We start from the raw sequence: 20,868 nt of genomic DNA, 5'->3' as shown, positions 1-20,868 counted from the left end.
CCGGAGCGCCCACCCGGAGGACCGCACTTGCCCATGATCCATATCCCGAAAGCCGAATACGCCCGTCGCCGCAAAGCCTTGATGGCGCAGATGGAACCCAACAGCATCGCCATCCTCCCGGCAGCCGCTGTGGCCATTCGAAATCGTGATGTCGAACATGTGTACCGCCAGGACAGCGACTTTCAATACCTGAGCGGCTTCCCCGAGCCGGAAGCGGTGATCGTGCTGATCCCCGGTCGGGAATATGGCGAGTACGTGCTGTTCTGCCGCGAGCGCAATGCCGAGCGAGAGCTGTGGGACGGCTTGCGTGCCGGACAGGACGGCGCGATCAGCGAGTACGGCGCCGACGACGCATTCCCCATCACGGACATCGACGACATCCTGCCGGGCCTGATTGAAGGGCGCGACCGGGTGTATTCCTCGATGGGCAGCAACCCCGAGTTCGATCGCCATGTCATGGAGTGGATCAACGTGATTCGCTCGAAGGCGCACTTGGGCGCGCAGCCGCCGAAAGAGTTCGTTGCGCTGGATCACCTGCTTCACGACATGCGCCTGTATAAGTCTGCGGCGGAAGTGAAGGTGATGCGCGAAGCGGCGCAAATTTCTGCTCGCGCTCATGTACGGGCGATGCAGGCCAGTCGTGCCGGTCTGTACGAGTTCAGCCTCGAAGCCGAGCTGGATTACGAATTTCGCAAGGGCGGGGCGAAGATGCCGGCGTACGGCTCCATCGTCGCGTCGGGCCGCAACGGCTGCATTCTTCACTACCAGGAAAACGACGCGCCGTTGAAGGACGGCGATCTGGTGTTGATCGACGCGGGCTGCGAGATCGACTGTTACGCCAGCGACATCACGCGGACGTTTCCAGTCAGCGGGAAGTTTTCAGCGGAGCAGAAAGCGATCTACGAACTGGTGCTCAAATCCCAGGAAGCGGCGTTCGCAGCGATCAAGCCGGGCAATCATTGGAACCAGGCCCATGAGGCCACGGTGCACGTGATCACGGCCGGGCTGGTCGAACTGGGCCTGTTGCAAGGCGAGGTCAGTGAACTGATCGCCAGCGAGGCGTACAAAGCTTTTTATATGCACCGCGCCGGGCACTGGCTGGGCATGGACGTGCATGACGTCGGCGAATACAAGGTCGGCGGCGAATGGCGTGTGCTGGAAGTCGGCATGGCGCTGACCGTTGAGCCGGGTATTTACGTATCGCCGGACAATCAGAACGTCGCGAAGAAATGGCGCGGGATTGGTGTACGAATCGAGGACGATGTCGTGGTGACCAAAAAAGGCTGTGAAATCCTCACCGGTGGCGTGCCCAAGACGGTGGCTGACATCGAGGCCCTGATGGCCGCTGCGCGAACCGAAGCTGCATGAGCCGTTTCAATCTGGCGATTGTGGGTGGCGGGCTGGTCGGTGCGAGTCTGGCGCTGGCGTTGCAGGCGGGTGCCAAGGCGCGGGGCTGGAAGATCGTCATGATCGAACCCTTCGCACCGGGCGATACCTATCAACCGAGTTACGACGCGCGTTCATCGGCGCTGTCCTTCGGCGCTCGGCAAATTTATGAACGCCTGGGCCTGTGGCAGCAGATCAGCCGCCGCGCCGAGCCAATCCTGCAAATTCAGGTGTCCGACAAAGGCCGTTTTGGCGCAGCGCGTCTGTCTTCGATGCAGGAAGGCGTACCCGCGCTGGGCTATGTGGTGGAAAACGCCTGGCTCGGGCAATGCCTCTGGCAGGGTCTTGATAAAGACGTGATCACCTGGCGCGTGCCCGCTGAAGTCAAACAGATGCAGGCGCAGCCCGAAGGCTATCGCCTGACCCTGAGCGACGACACTCAATTGGACTGCGATTTGGCGATTCTCGCCGACGGTGGCCGGTCCAACTTGCGCGAACAGCTCGGCATCGGCGTGCGCGCCACGCCATACGATCAGAGCGCGTTGATCGCCAACATCACCCCCGGCGAGGCCCATTGCGGTCAGGCGTTCGAGCGCTTCACCGAAGAAGGCCCAATGGCGCTACTGCCGTTGCCGGAGAATCGCTGTGCGTTGGTCTGGACCCGCAAACCGGACGAAATCAAACGGCTGATGGCATTGGACGACCGCAGTTTCCTCAGCGAATTACAGAGCGTGTTCGGTTACCGACTCGGCGCGCTGAAGCAGGTCGGCGTACGCCACACTTACCCGCTGTCGTTGATCGAAGCGGAAGAGCAAGTGCGCTCGCATCTGGTGGTGTTGGGCAACGCCGCGCACAGCCTGCACCCGATTGCCGGGCAGGGCTTCAACCTGTCCCTGCGCGATGCCGCGTCGTTGGCCGAAGCGCTGCTGGCCAGCGATGCCGCACCGGGAGAGCTGGCGACTTTGCAGGCCTACCGCGACCGCCAGTTTATGGACCAGAAACTGACCGTGGGCTTTTCCGATCAGGTCACGCGCCTGTTCGGCAGCCAGCAGGCGGCGATCACGGCAGGGCGCAATATTGGCCTGCTCGGTCTCGACCTGCTGCCGTCGGCCAAAAGCTGGTTTGCTCGTCAGGCCATGGGCCTGGGAACGCGGGCTGATGTTTAACCCTTCTTTTATTCGTGGCTAATGCCGCACTTCATTCCGTGGCGCCAGCCACCAACGAGACGATTCAAAGCATGGAAACGCGCGCAGATCTGCTGATTGTCGGGGCCGGAATGGTCGGTAGCGCACTCGCGCTGGCGCTGCAAAACAGCGGGTTGAACATTCTGGTGGTCGATGGCAGCCCATTGAGCGTCAAGCCGTTCGACGCGAGCGCGCCTTTCGAACCGCGTGTCAGCGCGTTGTCGGCGGCGAGCCAGCGGATTCTCGAACGTCTGAAAGTCTGGGAAGGCATCGTTTCACGGCGCGTCAGCCCTTACGGCGAGATGCACGTGTGGGACGGCAGCGGCACGGGCAAGGTGCATTTCTCCGCATCCAGCGTGCACGCGCAGGTACTGGGTCATATCGTCGAAAACCGTGTGGTTCAGGATGCGTTGGTCGAGCGTTTGCACGATTCCGACATTGGCCTGCTGGCCAATGCGCGCCTGGAGCAGATCCGGCATTCCGGGGATGACTGGCTGCTGACCCTGTCCGATGGTCGCACCCTGCGTGCACCACTGGTGGTCGCTGCCGACGGCGCCAACTCCACGGTTCGACGCATGACCGGCATGGCCACCCGCGAATGGGACTACATGCATCACGCTATTGTCACCAGCGTGCGCACGGCACAATCCCACCAGAGGACAGCGTGGCAGCGTTTCACCGACGAAGGCCCTCTCGCGTTCTTGCCGCTTGAGCGTGAAGGCGAGCATTGGTGCTCCATCGTCTGGTCGGTCACGCCCGAAGAGTCCGAGCGCTTGATGAGGCTGGAAGATGACGCGTTCTGTCGCGAGCTTGAGAAGGCGTTCGAAGGCTGTTTGGGTCAAGTTATTTCAGCCGATCCGCGTTTGTGTGTCCCGCTGCGTCAGCGTCATGCCAAGCGGTACGTGGCGGACGGGCTGGCGTTGATCGGCGATGCGGCGCACACCATTCACCCATTGGCAGGCCAGGGCGTAAACCTGGGGTTCCTTGATGCGGCCGTGCTGGCCGAAGTGCTTCACAACGCCGTAGAGCGCGGCGAGCGTCTGGCGGACCAAAAGGTGTTGAGTCGCTTTGAGCGCCGTCGCATGCCTCATAACTTGGCGCTGATGGCCGCGATGGAGGGCTTTGAGCGTTTGTTCCAGGCCGATCCGTTGCCGGTGCGTTGGTTGCGCAATACCGGTTTGAAAATGGTGGATCAGTCAGCTGAAGCAAAGGCGATGTTCGTTCGCCAGGCGCTGGGGTTGACGGGGGATTTGCCGGAGCTGGCGAAGATCTGATCCAGCCTGTTTCGCGTTGGGAACGGGACTCTCTGTAGGAGCGAATTCATTCGCGAAGATGCGTCAGGCGCCAGAGGTGTGTCGGTTCTCATGCCCTCTCGCGAATAAATTCGCTCCCACAGGTGGCAGCGTTTTTTCAGACGGATCGGTTGTCATTTAGCGCTGCAACATCTGGTAACTGCTCGATCCGGACTTCGTGGATGCGATTCACTACCATTTCGCCTCATTTTGAAAACGTGAGATTTCAGCATGCAGGCGAGCAAGCGTCTTCTGGCTGTCCTGGCATTGTCCGTGCTCGGCAGCACCGCCCAGGCCGCTGATGAAGTGGTGGTGTATTCCTCCCGAATCGACGAGCTGATCAAACCGGTCTTCGATGCCTACACCGCCAAAACCGGTGTGAAGGTCAAGTTCATCACCGACAAGGAAGCGCCGCTGATGCAGCGCATCAAGGCCGAGGGGCAGAACGCGACGGCGGACCTGCTGCTCACGGTCGATGCCGGCAACCTCTGGCAGGCTGAGCAGATGGGCATTCTCCAGCCCTTCACCTCGCCGGTGATCGACGAAAACATTCCCCCGCAATACCGCGCTGCCAGTCACGCCTGGACCGGCTTGAGCCTGCGCGCGCGGACCATCGCGTATTCGACCGACCGGGTTAAGCCAGCGGAGCTGACCACCTACGAGGCGTTGGCTGACAAACAGTGGGAAGGCCGCCTGTGCCTGCGCACGGCGAAGAAGGTTTACAACCAGTCGCTGACCGCCACGCTGATCGAAACCCATGGCGCTGAGGCTTCAGAAAAAGTGCTCAAGGGCTGGGTCAACAACCTTTCCACCGACGTGTTTTCGGATGACATCGCCGTATTGGAAGCGATCAACGCTGGGCAGTGCGATGTGGGGATCGTCAACACCTACTACTACGGCCGCCTGCACAAGCAAAACCCGGATCTGGCCGTGCGCCTGTTCTGGCCCAACCAGACGGACCGTGGCGTTCACGTCAACCTGTCGGGCATCGGCCTGACTAAACACGCGCCACACCCCGAGCCTGCGAAAGCGTTGGTGGAGTGGATGACCGGGCCTGACGCGCAAAAGATTTTCTCGGGCATCAACCAGGAATTCCCTGCAAACCCGAAAGTGGCACCGTCGGAAGAGGTGGCGAGCTGGGGCGAGTTCAAGGCCGACACCATTCCTGTGGAAATTGCCGGACGCCGCCAGGCCGAGGCGATTCGCATGATGGATCGTGCGGGTTGGAATTGATTCTGCGCCGCATCGACATCTGATCGATCATCGACACTGCAGGTACACACGTTTCTGTGGGAGCGAATTCATTCGCGAAAAATGCGCCAGGCGATGGAGGTGTATGCGCCTTGGCGCCGCATCGCGAATGAATTCGCTCCCACAGTGATTCTCTACGACCCCCAGACTTTCTGAGACCCCCTTTGGCCCATCCCGCCCAGCGCCGCTGGTATCCACTCGTTTTTGCCATCGCTGCGCTCGTCCTTCTGCCGCTGAGCGTTTTGCTGCTCTCGTGGGAGACCGTGGATCATGAAATCTGGTCGCACCTGTGGGAAACCCAAATGCCGCGCCTGCTTGGCAACACCCTCACGCTGGTGATCGGTGTGGGCGTGGGCGTGACGATTCTGGGGGTGAGCCTCGCGTGGCTTACGGCGCTGTGCGAATTCCCCGGCCGTCGCTGGCTCGATTGGGCCTTGATGCTGCCGTTTGCCATCCCTGCTTATGTATTGGCCTTCGTATTCGTCGGCCTGCTCGATTTCGCGGGACCGGTGCAAACGCTGATGCGTGAATGGTTTGGCACCGGCATCCGCTTTCCTCGCGTACGCTCCACCGGCGGGGTGATCGTCGTGCTGGTGCTGGTCTTCTATCCCTACGTTTACCTGCTGGCGCGCACGGCGTTCCTCGCTCAAGGGAAGGGCTTGATGGAGGCGGCGCGGATTCTCGGACAGTCACCTTGGCAGGCGTTCTGGCGCGTGGCGCTACCGATGGCACGACCGGCAATCGGCGCGGGCGTCGCGTTGGCCCTGATGGAAACCCTCGCAGATTTCGGTGCGGTTTCCGTTTTCAATTTCGACACCTTCACCACCGCCATTTACAAGACCTGGTATGGATTCTTCAGCCTGTCGAGTGCGGCGCAGCTCGCGAGCCTTCTGCTGCTGGCGGTGATGCTGCTGTTGTACGGCGAGCATCGTGCGCGGGGCGCCAGTCGCACCAGCAACGAGCGGCCCCGCGTCCAAGCCCTCTATCACTTGCGTGGCCTCAAGGCGGTTGCGGCGTCCACCTGGTGTGGGCTGGTCTTTGCCTGCGCGTTTGTGGTGCCGCTGTTGCAACTGACGGTGTGGGTCTGGCAGCGCGGGCGTTTTGATCTGGACGACCGTTACACCGGGCTGATCCTGCACACGCTGTATCTCGGTGGCATCGCGGCGCTGGTGACGGTCAGCGTGGCGATGGTGCTGGTATTTGCTCGCCGACTGGCGCCGACCCGTGCGATTCGTTCGGGTGTCAGCCTGGCCAACATCGGCTATGCGCTGCCGGGTTCCGTGCTGGCGGTGTCGATCATGCTGGCATTCAGTTATCTGGACCGTGAGCTGGTGGTGCCGCTGTCCAGCTGGCTGGGGGGCGCGGGCAAGCCACTGTTGCTGGGCAGCCTGGCAGCGTTGGTGCTGGCATACCTGGTGCGCTTCATTGCCGTGGCGTACGGTCCGCTGGAAAACAGCCTGTCGCGGATTCGCCCGTCGCTCCCCGAGGCGGCCCGCAGCTTGGGAGTCAGTGGGCCACGTTTGTTTTTCAAGATTTATCTGCCGTTGTTGATTCCCGGCACCTTGAGCGCTGCATTGCTGGTGTTCGTCGACGTCCTCAAGGAAATGCCCGCCACGTTGCTGATGCGCCCGTTTGGCTGGGACACGCTGGCGGTGCGCATCTTTGAAATGACCAGCGAAGGCGAGTGGGCGCGAGCGGCTTTACCGGCGCTGACATTGGTCCTTGTCGGTTTACTCCCAGTGATTGGCCTGATCAGACGTTCGGCCAGACCCATCGGCTAGGTGCGGGGGCACGACCTTGCGGCTACAATGCGCCGCAATCGACGCGGTCTGTCAGACAATTCCGCACATTCGCAAAGGCTTCAGACCCCAAATTACGGGGGATTTGCGGTAATTGTGAGACGCCGCGTCTTCGCCAAGCCCGGAAGGAGACACCCATGGGACAGCGCACACCGCTCTTCGACCTGCATCTCGCCCTAGGCGCGAAGCTGGTCGATTTTGGTGGTTGGGATATGCCGTTGCACTACGGATCACAAGTTGAAGAGCACCATCAGGTGCGCCGCGACTGTGGGATTTTCGACGTGTCGCATATGCACGTCATCGACATCACCGGCAGCCAGGCCAAAGCCTGGCTGCAACACCTGCTGGCCAACGACGTCGGCAGGTTGCAGCACACCGGGCGCGCGCTCTACAGCGCGATGCTCGACACCCAAGGTGGGATCGTCGACGACATGATCGTCTACCTCACCGACTCGGGTTATCGATTGGTGGTCAACGCAGCCACCGGCGCCAAGGACCTGGCCTGGATGAACGCCCACCTTTCCGGTTTCGACGTGCACCTGACGCACCGTTCCGAGTTGGCCATGCTGGCCATTCAGGGGCCGCACGCCCGACAGAAAATCGCCGAACTCGTCACACAAGCCCGGACTGAGCTGATCCACACCTTGCGCCCGTTCGAAGGCCAGCAGGAGGGCGACTGGTTTATCGCGCGCACCGGATACACCGGTGAAGATGGGCTAGAAATCATCCTGCCAAGCGACCAGGCCTGCAGCTTTTTCAACGACATGGTGGGCGCAGGCATCCCGCCAATTGGTCTGGGCGCTCGTGACACGCTGCGTCTCGAAGCGGGGATGAATCTCTACGGTCAGGAAATCGACGAACAGGTCTCACCGTTAATCTCCAATATGGCCTGGACAGTCGCATGGACCCCAGAGGATCGCGATTTTATCGGACGCGGCGCGTTGGCGGCTGAACGAGCGAAAGGGGCTGCCTCAAAGCTTGTAGGGCTTGTCCTGGAGGAGCGTGGTGTTTTGCGCGCACATCAGGTCGTCCGAATAGCGGAAGTTGGCGAAGGAGAGATCACCAGTGGTAGTTTCTCTCCTACGCTAAGCAAGTCGATTGCCTTGGCACGTGTGCCGGTTGCGACCGGTGACCGCGCCGAGGTGGAAATTCGCGGCAAGTGGTACCCGGTTCGCGTGGTTCAGCCGACCTTTGTGCGACACGGCAAGACCCTGGTTTAACCCGGTTTTCAAGAACAATTCCCTTTGGCGGGCTTTCCGCTGACCTGATGATGTAGAGAGGACAAAGACTATGAGCAACGTTCCCGCCGAGCTGCGTTTTGCCGAAAGCCACGAATGGGCCAAGCAAGAGGGTGATCTGATTGTTGTCGGTATTTCCGATCATGCGCAGGAAGCGCTGGGTGACGTGGTGTTCGTCGAGCTGCCGGAAATTGGCAAGGTGTTCGCGGCTGGCGACGCTGCAGGTGTGGTTGAGTCCGTCAAAGCGGCTTCTGACATCTACTCGCCGGTTGCCGGTGAAGTGGTAGAAGTGAACGAAGCGTTGGGCGACGCCCCGGAATCGCTGAACTCCGACTCTTATGGCGCATGGATCTTCAAGGTCAAGCCAAGCAATGCGCAAGGCGATCTTGCCAAACTGCTGGACGCTGCCGGCTACAAGACTGCCATCGGCGAATAAGCCACCGCAGAGGCAATTGTAGGAACGCGCTTGGTCCGGGTCGTACGTGACCAAGCACGCTCCTGCACAGTCTTACTGCTCAGCCACCAGATTCTTCGCCAGAATCGCGTTGGCCAGATCCATGTCCGACGCGTTCAGGCTCGGATTGTCCTGACGCACTTGATTCAGCGCCGCTTCCAGATACGGACCACGAATGGCACCGTTGCTGGCGACGAAACTGCCTGCGTCGTCTTGAGCTGCGACAATCAGTTTGTGATGACGGAAGGTCAGGTAGGTCGAACCGGTGGTTGCGCCAGACGACAGAACGTCGCGCAGGAAACCGTCAGCCATTGCTGAACCGACCGGCAGGGAAAGCAAAGCTAACGTGGCTACAGCAAGTTTTAGACGCATGACGGGGTACTCCGACTTTGGTTGTTCTGAAACGATTTGATACGCCGCGTCCTGATCTAGTTCCACAACCTCCGTTAAAACCTCGCGGCAGTCACTCCTCTAGCGCCTTCTCGATTCGACAAATCACGCTGCTTCGACCTTCAAAATCGCGCCGTCCTGCGCAATCACGCGTACATGATCCCCAGCAGGTGTGTCTGGCCCGACCACCATCCACACCCCGTCACCGACCTTGATCTTGCCGCGCCCGCCGACGATCGCGTCATGCACGACGAAGGTCCGGCCAATCAGCTCCGAGCCCCGCATGTTCAGGCCTGGCTGATCCGATTTGCGCAACACGTTACGCTGTCGCCGCCACCAGTACAGCGCCGTGAGCACCGACAGCACGGCGAACAGCAGAAACTGCACTTCCCAGCTCATGGCCGGGATGATGTACGTGAGAATGTCGACACCTGCCGCTGCCACGCCGATCCAGAGCAGATAGCCGCCCGCACCAAAGACTTCCAGAATCAGCAGCACCGTGCCCAGTCCCAGCCAGTCCCAGAACGACAGGTCTTGCAGGTAATCCCACATGGCTCAGACCCGCTTGCCGGTGTCGGGTCTGCTCTTGTCGAGCGGTCCCTTGTCGAACGTCGCTTTGACGATTTCCCCGATTCCGCCAATGGCGCCGATCATTTGGCTCGCCTCCAGAGGCATCAGGATGACCTTGCTGTTGTTCGCCGACGACAGCCTGCCCAGCGCGTCGATGTATTTTTGCGCGACGAAATAATTGATGGCTTGCACGTCACCGGCGGCAATGGCTTCGGACACCACTTGCGTCGCACGGGCCTCGGCTTCTGCCTGACGTTCCCGGGCTTCGGATTCGAGAAACGCGGCCTGACGCTCACCTTCGGCTTCGAGGATCTGTGCCTGTTTCTTGCCTTCGGCGGTCAGAATGGCCGAGGCGCGCAGGCCCTCGGCTTCAAGAATCTGTGCGCGCTTGATCCGCTCGGCTTTCATCTGCCCGGACATGGCCGCCATCAAGTCGGCGGGCGGGCTGATGTCCTTGATCTCGATTCGTGTGATTTTGATGCCCCACGGGGCAGTCGCCTCATCGACGATGCGCAGCAGGCGTTCGTTGATGCCATCGCGCTGGCTGAGCATCGCGTCCAACTCCATTGAGCCGAGCACGGTGCGGATGTTGGTCTGCAGTAAGTTGCGGATCGCATGCTGCAGGTTGTTGACCTCGTACGCCGCCTGGGCGCAGTTGACCACCTGATAGAAGCACACTGCGTCAATTTGCACCGTCGCGTTGTCGGACGTGATGACTTCCTGCGGCGGGATGTCGAGCACGGTTTCCATCATATTGATCTTGTGCCCGATGCGATCCACCACCGGCACGATGATGTTCAAACCCGGCTTGAGGGTGTTGGTGTAGCGACCGAAACGCTCGACGGTCCACTGATACCCCTGCGGCACGACCTTGAACCCCATGAACACGATGGCGATGGCCAACGCGACGAAGAGTAAAACCACACTACCGATTTGCATAACCTGTCCCTGTCGATTGCTGAGTGAAGAATGCGGCGAAGAGTACGGGGATCGGAATCCGTTCTGCGAATATTTCTTGTAACAGCCCCGCTCACGGCGCCAGCGTATGGATCACGCAAGCGGCTGATTGAAGAATAGCTCGCGCATCAGGTTGAAGACCGTGGTCTTCACAGCGGTGTCGAGCGAGGTCCACGCAAGTCCGGTCACGGCACGGTAATCGCCAAGCTGCAAAGGTCGCGACACGACGTTGGGCGGCAGCGCCCGTCCCGCGTGATAGGGCAGCAGGCCGATGCCCAGCCCTGCGGACACGAGGGCGAGCATCGTCGTGAATTCGCCCAACTCTTCCGCCACCTCAAGCTTGCCGCCCTCATGAGCAATCGCCCGCAACAGCCCGTCGTGAAAACCTGCCGCGTAGCGCCGGGCAAGCATCAGGACCGGCAGATGCGCCAAGGCTTGCACGTCGAGGCTTTCCAACGCCGTCAGCGGATGATCGGCGGGCAGGGCGACGATGATGGGTTCGTGCAGCACCACCAGCGTCTGCACACCGGCATGGGGCGCGGGCAGGCGCATCAGGCCGAAGTCGAGCTGTCCGCTTTTGAGGGCGTGCACCTGATCCGGCCCCGGCATGTCCTTGAGTTCCAGCTGAATGCCGGGATAACGCTGGTGCGACTGCCGAATGAGCATCGGCAGCAACTCGGGCAGCACCGAGGACACGAACCCCAGACGAATCCGCCCCGTCTCGCCCCGGCCAAGCCCGCGCGCCACATCGGCTGAATGCTGCGCCTGATGCAGCGTTGCCCGGGCTTCGTCGAGGAACAGCTGTCCGGTCTCGGTCAGCGTCACCGAATGCCGATTGCGGTCGAGCAGGCGAACGCCCAGCCACGTCTCCAGTGACTTGATCTGCATGCTCAAGGCGGGCTGAACAATGGCCAGCCGCTGGGCAGCTCGACCAAAATGCAGCTCCTCCGCCAGCGTCACAAAGGCCCGTAGATGCTTGAGTTCCAAGGCGACTCCGTTGGTGATCAAAAATAATGATCAGCCGATCATCAACGACCATTGGACCCGGTACGAAGGATGCGCTGAAGTAGCGGCTTTTACGGATGATGGACGTTGACGCGACTCATCACAACGGATGATTCGATATCGGTCCGACACGAGGAGAACACCATGGCCGTTCTGGAAAGCTTTCGCCTTGATGGAAGAGTGGCGCTCATCACCGGGTCCAGTGCGGGTATCGGCCTGGCGATTGCGCGGGGGCTGGCAGAGGCGGGCGCGCGCGTCGTCCTCAATGGGCGCAACGTCGAAACGCTGCAATCGGCGGCTGCGGCGCTGGCTGCTGAGGGGCACGAGGTCCACACTCAGTCTTTCGACGTCACCGACAGCACAGCAGTGAGCGCGGCGGTTCAGGACATCGAACAGCGCGTCGGCCCGCTGGAAATTCTAGTCAACAACGCAGGCATTCAGCGTCGTGCGCCATTGGCCGAATTCAGCGAAGCGAACTGGAGCGAGCTGATGCGGACCAACCTCGACAGCGCTTTTTTTGTCGGGCAGGCCGTCGCCCGCTGCATGATTCCTCGCGGGCGGGGGCAGATCATCAACATCTGTTCGGTTCAGAGTGAGCTGGGACGCCCAAATATCGCCCCTTACGCTGCGAGCAAGGGCGCGCTGAAAATGCTGACCAAGGGCATGGCGATCGATTGGGGCCCGCACGGGCTGAACGTCAACGGGATCGGGCCGGGGTATTTCAAAACCGAGCTCAATGCAGCGCTGGTCGCGAACCCCGAGTTCAGCGACTGGCTGGTGCAGCGCACGCCGAGTCGTCGCTGGGGTGAAGTCTCTGAGCTCGCAGGGGCTGCGGTTTTCCTCGCGTCCGATGCCTCCAGCTTCGTCAACGGCCACATTCTTTATGTCGACGGCGCCATCACGGCGTCGTTGTGATTCGGAGAGCTTCCATGCAAGCCATTGTCTGCCACGCCCCGAAAGACCTGCGCGTCGAAGCCGAGGAGCAAGCCTCCGCGCTGACCTCTGGTCAGTTGCGCGTGCGCGTCGCCCGGGGCGGGATCTGCGGTTCGGATCTGCATTACTACCAGCACGGCGGTTTTGGAGCAGTGCGCCTGAAAGAGCCGATGGTGCTGGGCCATGAAATTTCAGCGGTCATCGCAGAAGTCGGGGGTGACCAGAACGGCTTCAGCGTCGGCCAGCGTGTCTCGGTCTCGCCTTCACGCCCCTGTGGCGGCTGCAAATACTGTCACGAAGGGCTGCCCAATCACTGCCTGAACATGCGGTTTTACGGCAGCGCGATGCCATTCCCGCATATTCAGGGTGCCTTTCGCGAAACCCTGGTGATCGACAGCAGCCAGGCGCACCTGTTGGCCCCGACGACGACCTTGGCTGAGGGCGCACTGGCCGAGCCGCTGTCGGTGGGATTACACGCGATCCAGCGTGCGGGCGGCGTGTTCGGCAAGCGCGTGCTGGTGACCGGCTGCGGACCGATCGGCAACCTGTTGATTGGCAGCTTGCGCGCCGCCGGTGCATTGCAAATCGTGGCGGCAGACCTGAGCGACAGCGCTTTGGCCTGCTCACGCCGAATGGGCGCCAGTGAGGCGCACAATCTGAAAGACGAGCCTGAAGCACTGAGCCGCTATAGCACCGAGAAAGGGCATTTCGACGTGATGTTCGAAGCCTCCGGCAGCGCTCAGGCCCTACGCGACGGCCTGACCTGCGTACGCCCCCGCGGCGTGGTCGTGACAGTCGGACTCGGTGGCGATGTGTCGATCCCGTTGAATCTGGTGGTCGGCAAAGAGATCGACTTGCGCGGCACTTTCCGCTTTCACCCTGAATTCGCGCAGGCGGTGGATTTGTTGAACCGGAAAGTGATTGACGTGAACCCGGTGATTTCTCACACGATCCCGTTCAACGACGCGGTTCAGGCGTTCGAATTGGCGGGGGACAAGCAGCAAGCAATGAAAGTGGTGCTGGATTTTGGGGTCAAGGATCTGTGAACACCTGTTGTGGGAGCGAGTTATTCGCGAGAAATGGCATGACCGATACGGCTTTATCGTCTGGTCTGCCGCCTCGCGAATAAATTCGCTCCCACAGCGAGGGGGGCGCTAATCCCGGTGCTATCGCTGTTCGCTCTGCGGCGTCACGCGCAGCACTTCTTCGATGGTGGTCAGTCCCGCCGCGACTTTTTGTGCGCCTGAGAGACGCAGGCTGCGCATGCCGTCCTTGAAGCCCTGCCGACGCAACGCGGTGAGGTCGAGGTCGGCCGTGATCAGCGTCTTGATGGCGTCCGACATCAGCATGATTTCGTACACCCCCGCACGCCCTCTGTAGCCCGTGTCCCGACATTCCGCACAGCCTACCGCCCGATGCGCTCCGCTCGGTACGCCTGCTTGCCACGGGCGGGTCAGGGCCTGCCAGTCCGCTTCGTCGATTTCCACCGGCGCTTTGCAATGCGGGCACAGCGTTCGCACCAGACGTTGCGCCATGACCCCCAGAATCGTGGCTTTGAGCAGGTAATGCGGCACGCCCAATTCCAACAGGCGACTGATGGCACTCGGCGCGTCGTTGGTGTGCAAGGTCGATAACACCAGGTGACCGGTCAGTGCCGCCTGAATCGCCATTTCAGCGGTTTCCAGGTCGCGAATCTCGCCGATCATGATGATGTCCGGGTCTTGCCGCATCAGCGCGCGCACACCACTGGCGAAGGACAGATCGATGTTGTGCTGCACCTGCATCTGGTTGAACGCAGGCTCGACCATCTCGATCGGGTCCTCGATGGTGCAGAGGTTCACCTCCGAGGTCGCCAGTTTTTTCAGTGTCGTGTACAGCGTCGTGGTCTTGCCGGAACCCGTCGGCCCGGTCACCAGAATGATGCCGTTGGGCTGGTGGGTCATGCCTTCCCAGCGCCGCAGGTCATCACCGGAAAAACCCAGTTGGTCGAAGTCCTTGAGCAGCACCTCCGGGTCGAAAATCCGCATCACCATTTTCTCGCCGAACGCGGTGGGCAAGGTCGAGAGACGCAACTCCACTTCGCCGCCATCGGGGGTCTTGGTTTTGACGCGGCCGTCCTGAGGTTTGCGCTTCTCGGCAACGTTCATCCGGCCCAGACTTTTCAGGCGGCTGGTGACCGCCATCGTCACCTGTGGCGGGAATTGATAGACGTTGTGCAACACGCCATCAATGCGAAAGCGCACGGTGCCCGCTTCGCGACGGGGCTCGATGTGAATATCGCTCGCGCGCTGTTGATAGGCGTACTGGAACAGCCAATCCACGATATTGACGATGTGCGCATCGTTGGCGTCTGGCTCCTGATCGCTGGCACCGAGCTTGAGCAACTGTTCGAAGTTGCCCAGATTGCTCACTTTTTGATCAGTTGCGCTGGCCCCGCTGACCGATTTTGCCAGCCGGTAAAATTCCACGGCCAGTTTCTGAACATCGACCGGGTTGGCGACCACGCGCTTGATCGGCATTTTCAGCACGTGCATCAGGTCGGCTTCCCACGCCTTCACGTACGGCTGGGCGCTGGCGATGGTCACGCATTCCCGGTCTACGGCGACGGCGAGAATCTTGTGGCGCTGGGCGAAGGCGTAGGACATCAGCGGCGTGACGGCGGCCACGTTGATTTTCAGCGGGTCAATGCGCAGGTAGGGCTGACCCGCCTGCTCGGCGAGCCAGGCGGTGAGGGATTCGAGGTCGAGTTTTTTGCCGGGGCGCTTGAGGTTTTCAAACTGCTGCGCGGCGATGAATTCAAGAGGATGGGTTTGCAGGTTCTGCGCGGTGCGGCGCAAGGTCAGTGCGTATTCGGCATTGTCCTGATCGAGATAACCCTGTGCGACCAGATCGCGCAGAACTTCATTGAGATCCAGCCAGCGGTCCTGGGACGAGGGGGCAAGGACGGACATGCGGGCTCCTTTGGACGAGACGGCTTACTTCGTAGGTAAGCAAGAGTAGTCCCAAGCGTGCCAGTTGTTGCGTCCTGCAGGTAGTAAAGCGTTGCCAATATTTTCGGCGTTCTCAACCGACAGCCAGTGAGACGGGCTCGGATAGGACGTGAAAATCGCCGATGGGTTCCAGCTCCACTGAACAAACATTGATCAAATTGCGCATTTTTTCGCCAATCACCTGCGCGCGATGCCACGTCATGCCGTCCACTTCCACCTCGATCATCAGCATGCCTTCCTGCTGCAAAACGCTGACCTGTTGCGGGGTCAGGTACTGCATTGCGAAGTAATTCAGCACCCGGCAGATCAGGTCTGGCTCGGCTTCGGCAAGAATCTGGTAACGCGAGCGGCAGTGCGCGTTGTTGGCCGACCAGGCGTCATGACGATGCGGGGCAGGAACGGCTTCGAGGTGCGGCATGCTGAACTCTCCTGTTTCGTCTATGAAATGAGTTGGCTGACGAGTGGAAGAGAGTTTTACATGCGGAAAAAGAAATATCTGGTCGGTCTTGGGCTGTATTAAACTTATTTCGACTTGTTAATGCGGCATCAAACGTTGCTGAGAATAAATTATGCAAACCGAGCTGGATGCCTACGACCGTAAGATTCTGGCGCTGCTGCAAGAGGACGCGTCGCTCTCCAGTGCGCAGATCGCCGAAGCGGTCGGACTGTCGCAATCGCCGTGTTGGCGCAGGATTCAGCGACTCAAGGACGAAGGCGTGATCCGGCGGCAGGTCACGCTGCTGGACCGCAAGAAAATCGGGTTGAACACGCAGATTTTCGCCGAGGTGAAACTCAACGCCCACGGCCGCTCGAACTTCACGGAATTCACCGAAGCGATTCGCGGGTTTCCGGAGGTGTTGGAGTGTTACGTGTTGATGGGGTCGGTGGACTTCTTGCTGCGCATCGTCACGCCAGACATCGAGGCGTATGAGCGGTTTTTCTTCGAGAAACTGTCACTGGTGCCGGGGATTCAGGAGGTGAATTCGACGGTGGCCTTGTCGGAAATCAAATCGACAACGAGTTTGCCGATTGTGCGATGACGCAGATCCTGTAGTAGTGAGCTTGCTCGCGATTGCGGTATGCCATTCAGCATCTCCATAGCTGACATATAGCTATCGCGAGCAAGCTCACTCCTACAGGCTCCTACAGTAGGGATTGCGATGTTGCTTAAAGCTTCAACAGCGTCTTCCATGCCCGGCTTTGCAGTACGGTGATGGTCTGTTGCACGCGGGCGTCGAGGATTTCGTCGCTGATGTCCAGGTGTGCCAGTTGCTCCAGCTTGTTCAGCTCGCCGTATAAACGGTCCAGCTCAGGCAGTTCAACGGTCTGGCGGGCGTAGTGCAGCCAGACTTGAATGCGCTCGATGCGCGGCAGTTGCTCGGCCAGGTCTTCCGGCTGCTGCTGATAACGCGCGAGATTCAATGCAATGGCCTCGTCACCGAGGAAGCGTGGCACCCAACTGCTCAGCATCGCGTTGCCCTGACGATTGCCGCGGTTGTTACGCTCGGCGGTCCAACTGCGTTCCATCAGCCAGCGCGAGGTCGTCAGCGAGAACAGGCCCCAACGCGGGTCTTCCAGCTCTTCGATGAATTGCTCGTGGGCAGCGGCGCGAACATCCGCGTCTTCCTGACCGGCCTGAACCAGCGTGCGCCAGTCTTCGAGCAGGGCGTCCAGCGCGGCGCGCAGGTCATGGGTACTGGCGCGTGGGGCGGCCTGGCCGAGGCTGCCGGTCAAGGCGCGCAGTTCGGCGAGCACTTCCACCCACTCCTGCAACAGGCTCCAGTGGCCATTGAAGCGATATTGCTCGGCCAGACGCTGGCTGCTGCCCAACAGATACCAGGCCAGCGCGCTGTAGGCGTCGTCCACGGATGTTTCGGCATGCAGCTCTGGCAGCGGCAATTTGACCGAGTAGCTGCTGGCATCGAACAGGCGATAGCCGCGCTCGGCCTTGCTGATGTCACACGGCATCAGCGCCAGTTTTTCAGCCAGCTCGGCGGCCAGTTCCAACAACGCGGCAGGCTCACCTTCGCGCAGCTCGAGTTCCAGCTCGCAGATTTCTTCCTTCTGCTTGCCGACGATCACGTTGCCCAAGTCGAGCGCCGCTTCGATCACGACCTTGGATTTGCCACGGCCCCAGGCGATTTCGGCTTTTTCACGCACGAAATCGGTGGTGAACAGCGGCTTGATGGTTTTCTTGTCCAGATCGGCCAGTTGCTCGGGCCAGCATTCGCCGTCGAGTTTTTTCAGGTCCAGCTTGGCCTTGGGCAAGTCCCAGTTGTACTCGTTGCGCTCGGACAAACCGGCCACGCTCTGGCCACGGGTTTTCAACGTCTGGATGATCGCGTCGCCGTCACGGCGCAGGCGCAGGGCTACTTTGGCGTGGGCCAGTTCGCGCTCGGGGGTGTCGAAGTACTGGTTGAACAGCTCAAGCCGCTCCCAGCCACTTTTGTTGCGTTTTTTCAGCAGCGGGTGATCGCGCAGGGCAGTCAGGGTTTCGCGGCTGACGCGGAGTTTGATTTCGGTTTCTTTCTGCATGGCCGGGAATCCAGGCGCGCTATCGCGGATAGGCGCTCTATCTCTTGAACAAGGGGACGCAGCCGGAATCGACACAGCCGCGCGGGTCGTGCAGTGTACAGGACATCACCCGTGACAGTTTATTCCTGCGGTCCAATCACCCTATGATGGTTCGCACATTGCGCCTGCATTAGAGGACACGCCTATGCCGTTGCCGTCCATGAAAGACCAGTTTGCAGCTTTGATCGCCGCGCCATCGGTGAGCTGCACGCAGCCTGCGCTGGACCAGTCCAACCGCACCGTTATCGACCTGTTGGCCACGTGGCTGGGCGATCTGGGTTTCGCGTGTGACATCCAGCAAGTCAGCCCCGGCAAGTTCAATCTGCTGGCGACCTACGGCACTGGCCCTGGCGGTCTCGTGCTATCGGGCCACAGCGACACCGTCCCGTATGACGACGCGCTGTGGAAGACCGATCCGCTGAAGCTGACAGAAGTGGACGGCAGTTGGGTGGGACTCGGCAGTTGCGACATGAAAGGCTTTTTCGCGCTGGCCATCGAAGCGTTGCAGCCCTTGCTCGACAAACCCTTCAAGCAACCGCTGATCATCCTCGCGACCTGTGACGAGGAAAGCTCAATGGCGGGCGCCAAGGCCCTCGCGGCAGCGGGAGGCGTGTTGGGGCGTGCCGCAGTGATCGGCGAGCCGACCGGCCTCAAGCCGATTCGCCTGCACAAAGGCGTGATGATGGAGCGCATCGACATTCTCGGGCGCAGTGGCCATTCGTCGGACCCCAGCCTGGGACACAGCGCTCTCGAAGCGATGCACGACGCGATTGGCGCGCTCAAAGGTCTGCGTCAGCAATGGCAAACCCAGTTCAACAATCCCCAATTCAGCGTGCCGCAGCCGACCATGAACTTCGGCTGCATCCACGGTGGCGACAACCCCAACCGCATTTGTGGCCAGTGTTCGCTGGAATTCGACCTTCGTCCCCTGCCGGGCATGGACCCGGAAATGCTCCGCGCTGCGATTCGCCAGAAGCTGCAACCGCTGGCCGAGCAGCATCAGGTGAAGATCGACTACGCGCCGCTGTTCTCGGAATGCGCGCCGTTCGAACAGAGCGCCGATGCGGAACTGGTGAGGGTCGCCGAGCGTCTGACGGGTCATACGGCCGAAGCAGTGGCATTTGGCACCGAAGCGCCTTATCTTCAGCGCCTTGGTTGCGAAACGATCGTGTTGGGGCCGGGCGACATTGCTTGCGCGCACCAGCCGGGCGAATATCTCGAAATGTCACGTTTGCAGCCTACAGTGCGTCTATTGCGTCAATTGATCGAACATTACTGCCTGACTCCGATGTGAGTTGGCACTACAGCCCAAACCCATCCAGAAGGAGAGTACGCGTGTTGCGATGCCTGTTCCGACGATAAAGCTCATGCCGCTGTGAGTGTTTTCACCCTTCGTCCCTCTTTATTACAGGCTCATTCGGATATGCCCGATTACGTCAATTGGCTCCGCCACGCGTCTCCCTACATCAATGCCCACCGGGATTGCACCTTCATCGTCATGCTGCCCGGCGACGGCGTTGAACACCCGAACTTCGGCAACATCGTCCACGACCTGGTGCTCTTGCACAGCCTGGGCGTACGTCTGGTGCTGGTTCACGGCTCTCGTCCGCAAATCGAAAGTCGCCTTGAAGCCCGAGGCCTGACGCCGCACTTTCATCGCGACATGCGCGTCACCGACGCTGCCACGCTGGAATGCGTGATCGACGCCGTGGGCGCGCTGCGGATTGCCATCGAAGCCCGTCTGTCGATGGACATGGCCGCGTCGCCGATGCAGGGCTCGCGGCTGCGCGTCACTGGCGGCAATTTCGTCACGGCTCGCCCGATTGGCGTGCTGGAAGGCGTCGACTATCAACATACCGGCGAAGTCCGTCGGATCGACCGCAAAGGGATCAATCGCCTGCTCGACGAACGCTCCATTGTGCTGCTGTCGCCTCTGGGCTACTCGCCGACGGGAGAAATCTTCAACCTCGCCTGCGAAGACGTCGCCACCCGCGCCGCCATCGACTTGGGTGCGGAAAAGCTGCTGCTGTTCGGCGCTGAATCCGGCCTGATGGACGAGCAAGGGCGTCTGGTGCGCGAACTGCGGCCACAACAAGTGCCAGCGCACCTTCAGCGTCTTGGCAGCAATTACCAGGCGGAATTACTGGACGCTGCGGCGCAGGCTTGCCGTGGCGGCGTGGCGCGCAGTCATATCGTCAGTTACGCCGAGGATGGTGCGCTGCTGTCCGAACTCTTCACCCGCGCGGGCGGCGGTACGCTGGTGGCGCAGGAGCAGTTTGAGTTGGTGCGCGAAGCGTCGATTGGCGACGTTGGCGGCTTGATCGACCTGATCACGCCGTTGGAAGAGCAAGGCATTCTGGTGCGTCGTTCACGCGAAGTGCTGGAGCGCGAGATCGAGCAGTTCAGCGTGGTCGAGCGTGAAGGGCTGATCATTGCCTGCGCGGCGCTGTACCCGATTGCCGATTCCGAAGCGGGCGAGCTGGCGTGTCTGGCGGTGAATCCCGAATACCGTCACGGCGGGCGCGGCGACGAGCTGCTTGAACGCATCGAAGAGCGCGCCAAGGCTCAAGGCTTGAAGACGCTCTTCGTCCTCACGACTCGTACCGCCCATTGGTTCCGCGAGCGTGGTTTCGAGCCAAGTAGCGTTGACCGTCTGCCGAGCGCCCGTGCGTCGCTGTACAACTATCAGCGTAATTCGAAGATTTTCGAGAAGGCGATTTAGTGCTGCATGCAATGCGCTCTTGATTCTGGCCGGAGGCCGTGGGAGCGCAGCTTGCTCACACGGCCTCCGGCCAGAATCAAAAGCAGATGCGCCGAGTCAGTGGATGATTCGGCGCCAGCTCTT

Annotated in this window: 19 protein-coding genes; 12 read left to right on the top strand and 7 right to left on the bottom strand. The window is 60.7% G+C overall.

Going from position 1 to position 20,868, the window contains the following annotated elements:
- Window positions 1-33: 33 nt before the first annotated feature.
- The 7 genes from pepP to gcvH all read left to right on the top strand — a co-directional run bounded on the left by pepP (window position 34) and on the right by gcvH (window position 8,586).
- Entirely contained in the window at window positions 34-1,368 is a 1,335-nt protein-coding gene (pepP, locus tag ACWKWE_RS22075; protein ID WP_341960723.1) for a Xaa-Pro aminopeptidase, read from the top strand.
- The gene (gene ubiH, locus ACWKWE_RS22070) at window positions 1,365-2,552 is read left to right on the top strand and encodes a 2-octaprenyl-6-methoxyphenyl hydroxylase (RefSeq protein ID WP_483851704.1); all 1,188 of its coding nucleotides are present in this window, start codon (window positions 1,365-1,367) and stop codon (window positions 2,550-2,552) included. Before pepP ends, ubiH begins: the two co-directional genes overlap by 4 nt.
- Window positions 2,553-2,623: 71 nt before the next feature.
- The gene (locus ACWKWE_RS22065; protein ID WP_483851703.1) at window positions 2,624-3,844 is read left to right on the top strand and encodes a 2-octaprenyl-3-methyl-6-methoxy-1,4-benzoquinol hydroxylase; all 1,221 of its coding nucleotides are present in this window, start codon (window positions 2,624-2,626) and stop codon (window positions 3,842-3,844) included.
- Between the two features lie 249 nt (window positions 3,845-4,093).
- Complete coding sequence (locus ACWKWE_RS22060; protein ID WP_483851702.1) at window positions 4,094-5,095, top strand: extracellular solute-binding protein; 1,002 nt, start codon at window positions 4,094-4,096, stop codon at window positions 5,093-5,095.
- A 182-nt stretch (window positions 5,096-5,277) separates the two neighbouring features.
- Window positions 5,278-6,894 carry an ABC transporter permease gene (locus ACWKWE_RS22055; RefSeq protein ID WP_483851701.1) on the top strand — a complete coding sequence of 539 codons (1,617 nt, stop codon included), beginning with the start codon at window positions 5,278-5,280 and terminating at the stop codon, window positions 6,892-6,894.
- A gap of 155 nt (window positions 6,895-7,049) precedes the next feature.
- Window positions 7,050-8,132, top strand: coding sequence for a glycine cleavage system aminomethyltransferase GcvT (gcvT, locus tag ACWKWE_RS22050; protein ID WP_166594147.1), 1,083 nt, complete (start codon window positions 7,050-7,052; stop codon window positions 8,130-8,132).
- A 70-nt stretch (window positions 8,133-8,202) separates the two neighbouring features.
- Window positions 8,203-8,586 (top strand): glycine cleavage system protein GcvH, encoded by a 384-nt coding sequence (gene gcvH, locus ACWKWE_RS22045; RefSeq protein ID WP_166594148.1) that lies wholly within the window; start codon window positions 8,203-8,205, stop codon window positions 8,584-8,586.
- Window positions 8,587-8,658: 72 nt separating this feature from the next.
- On the opposite strand, the gene ACWKWE_RS22040 is transcribed toward gcvH, so the two are convergent.
- From ACWKWE_RS22040 to ACWKWE_RS22025, 4 genes are all read right to left on the bottom strand, one after another.
- A complete protein-coding gene (locus ACWKWE_RS22040) occupies window positions 8,659-8,976 on the bottom strand; it encodes a DUF2388 domain-containing protein (RefSeq protein WP_166594149.1) in 318 nt (105 codons plus the stop codon).
- Between the two features lie 123 nt (window positions 8,977-9,099).
- Window positions 9,100-9,546, bottom strand: coding sequence for an NfeD family protein (locus ACWKWE_RS22035; protein WP_483851700.1), 447 nt, complete (start codon window positions 9,544-9,546; stop codon window positions 9,100-9,102).
- A 3-nt stretch (window positions 9,547-9,549) separates the two neighbouring features.
- Window positions 9,550-10,503, bottom strand: coding sequence for an SPFH domain-containing protein (locus ACWKWE_RS22030; protein ID WP_166594151.1), 954 nt, complete (start codon window positions 10,501-10,503; stop codon window positions 9,550-9,552).
- Between the two features lie 111 nt (window positions 10,504-10,614).
- Window positions 10,615-11,508 (bottom strand): LysR substrate-binding domain-containing protein, encoded by an 894-nt coding sequence (locus ACWKWE_RS22025; protein WP_483851699.1) that lies wholly within the window; start codon window positions 11,506-11,508, stop codon window positions 10,615-10,617.
- Window positions 11,509-11,670: 162 nt separating this feature from the next.
- Here ACWKWE_RS22025 and ACWKWE_RS22020 point away from each other — a divergent pair, with 162 nt between their 5' ends.
- Window positions 11,671-12,441 carry a glucose 1-dehydrogenase gene (locus tag ACWKWE_RS22020; protein ID WP_483851698.1) on the top strand — a complete coding sequence of 257 codons (771 nt, stop codon included), beginning with the start codon at window positions 11,671-11,673 and terminating at the stop codon, window positions 12,439-12,441.
- A 14-nt stretch (window positions 12,442-12,455) separates the two neighbouring features.
- The gene (locus ACWKWE_RS22015) at window positions 12,456-13,505 is read left to right on the top strand and encodes an L-idonate 5-dehydrogenase (protein ID WP_483851697.1); all 1,050 of its coding nucleotides are present in this window, start codon (window positions 12,456-12,458) and stop codon (window positions 13,503-13,505) included.
- Window positions 13,506-13,625: 120 nt separating this feature from the next.
- On the opposite strand, the gene tfpB is transcribed toward ACWKWE_RS22015, so the two are convergent.
- Window positions 13,626-15,410: a type IV pilus assembly ATPase TfpB gene (tfpB, locus tag ACWKWE_RS22010; RefSeq protein ID WP_483851696.1), complete on the bottom strand. Its 1,785-nt coding sequence runs from the start codon at window positions 15,408-15,410 to the stop codon at window positions 13,626-13,628.
- 112 nt (window positions 15,411-15,522) lie between these two features.
- A complete protein-coding gene (locus ACWKWE_RS22005) occupies window positions 15,523-15,867 on the bottom strand; it encodes a hypothetical protein (RefSeq protein WP_166594156.1) in 345 nt (114 codons plus the stop codon).
- 151 nt (window positions 15,868-16,018) lie between these two features.
- Here ACWKWE_RS22005 and ACWKWE_RS22000 point away from each other — a divergent pair, with 151 nt between their 5' ends.
- Window positions 16,019-16,489, top strand: coding sequence for an Lrp/AsnC family transcriptional regulator (locus ACWKWE_RS22000; protein ID WP_166594157.1), 471 nt, complete (start codon window positions 16,019-16,021; stop codon window positions 16,487-16,489).
- A 127-nt stretch (window positions 16,490-16,616) separates the two neighbouring features.
- Here ACWKWE_RS22000 and ACWKWE_RS21995 read toward each other — a convergent pair whose 3' ends face one another.
- Window positions 16,617-17,984, bottom strand: coding sequence for a CYTH domain-containing protein (locus ACWKWE_RS21995; protein WP_483851695.1), 1,368 nt, complete (start codon window positions 17,982-17,984; stop codon window positions 16,617-16,619).
- A gap of 184 nt (window positions 17,985-18,168) precedes the next feature.
- On the opposite strand from ACWKWE_RS21995, the gene argE reads away from it, so the two are divergent.
- Together argE and argA are read left to right on the top strand one after the other, a co-directional pair.
- A complete protein-coding gene (argE, locus tag ACWKWE_RS21990) occupies window positions 18,169-19,317 on the top strand; it encodes an acetylornithine deacetylase (RefSeq protein ID WP_401145768.1) in 1,149 nt (382 codons plus the stop codon).
- Window positions 19,318-19,446: 129 nt separating this feature from the next.
- On the top strand, window positions 19,447-20,745 hold the full coding sequence (argA, locus tag ACWKWE_RS21985) for an amino-acid N-acetyltransferase (RefSeq protein WP_166594160.1): 1,299 nt from the start codon (window positions 19,447-19,449) through the stop codon (window positions 20,743-20,745).
- Window positions 20,746-20,868 lie beyond the last annotated feature (123 nt).

Source organism: Pseudomonas salicis (assembly GCF_057128705.1).
Note: the sequence above shows the minus strand (reverse complement) of the source record. Positions and strands in the feature narration are given on the sequence as shown.

Bases quoted from the DNA above. Each gene is read 5' to 3' on its own strand.
- pepP (WP_341960723.1), top strand. From the start codon at position 34: ATGATCCATATCCCGAAAGCCGAATACGCCCGTCGCCGCAAAGCCTTG.
- ubiH (WP_483851704.1), top strand. From the start codon at position 1,365: ATGAGCCGTTTCAATCTGGCGATTGTGGGTGGCGGGCTGGTCGGTGCG.
- ACWKWE_RS22065 (WP_483851703.1), top strand. From the start codon at position 2,624: ATGGAAACGCGCGCAGATCTGCTGATTGTCGGGGCCGGAATGGTCGGT.
- ACWKWE_RS22060 (WP_483851702.1), top strand. From the start codon at position 4,094: ATGCAGGCGAGCAAGCGTCTTCTGGCTGTCCTGGCATTGTCCGTGCTC.
- gcvT (WP_166594147.1), top strand. From the start codon at position 7,050: ATGGGACAGCGCACACCGCTCTTCGACCTGCATCTCGCCCTAGGCGCG.
- gcvH (WP_166594148.1), top strand. From the start codon at position 8,203: ATGAGCAACGTTCCCGCCGAGCTGCGTTTTGCCGAAAGCCACGAATGG.
- ACWKWE_RS22040 (WP_166594149.1), bottom strand. From the start codon at position 8,976: ATGCGTCTAAAACTTGCTGTAGCCACGTTAGCTTTGCTTTCCCTGCCG.
- ACWKWE_RS22035 (WP_483851700.1), bottom strand. From the start codon at position 9,546: ATGTGGGATTACCTGCAAGACCTGTCGTTCTGGGACTGGCTGGGACTG.
- ACWKWE_RS22030 (WP_166594151.1), bottom strand. From the start codon at position 10,503: ATGCAAATCGGTAGTGTGGTTTTACTCTTCGTCGCGTTGGCCATCGCC.
- ACWKWE_RS22020 (WP_483851698.1), top strand. From the start codon at position 11,671: ATGGCCGTTCTGGAAAGCTTTCGCCTTGATGGAAGAGTGGCGCTCATC.
- ACWKWE_RS22015 (WP_483851697.1), top strand. From the start codon at position 12,456: ATGCAAGCCATTGTCTGCCACGCCCCGAAAGACCTGCGCGTCGAAGCC.
- tfpB (WP_483851696.1), bottom strand. From the start codon at position 15,410: ATGTCCGTCCTTGCCCCCTCGTCCCAGGACCGCTGGCTGGATCTCAAT.
- ACWKWE_RS22005 (WP_166594156.1), bottom strand. From the start codon at position 15,867: ATGCCGCACCTCGAAGCCGTTCCTGCCCCGCATCGTCATGACGCCTGG.
- ACWKWE_RS22000 (WP_166594157.1), top strand. From the start codon at position 16,019: ATGCAAACCGAGCTGGATGCCTACGACCGTAAGATTCTGGCGCTGCTG.
- ACWKWE_RS21995 (WP_483851695.1), bottom strand. From the start codon at position 17,984: ATGCAGAAAGAAACCGAAATCAAACTCCGCGTCAGCCGCGAAACCCTG.
- argE (WP_401145768.1), top strand. From the start codon at position 18,169: ATGCCGTTGCCGTCCATGAAAGACCAGTTTGCAGCTTTGATCGCCGCG.
- argA (WP_166594160.1), top strand. From the start codon at position 19,447: ATGCCCGATTACGTCAATTGGCTCCGCCACGCGTCTCCCTACATCAAT.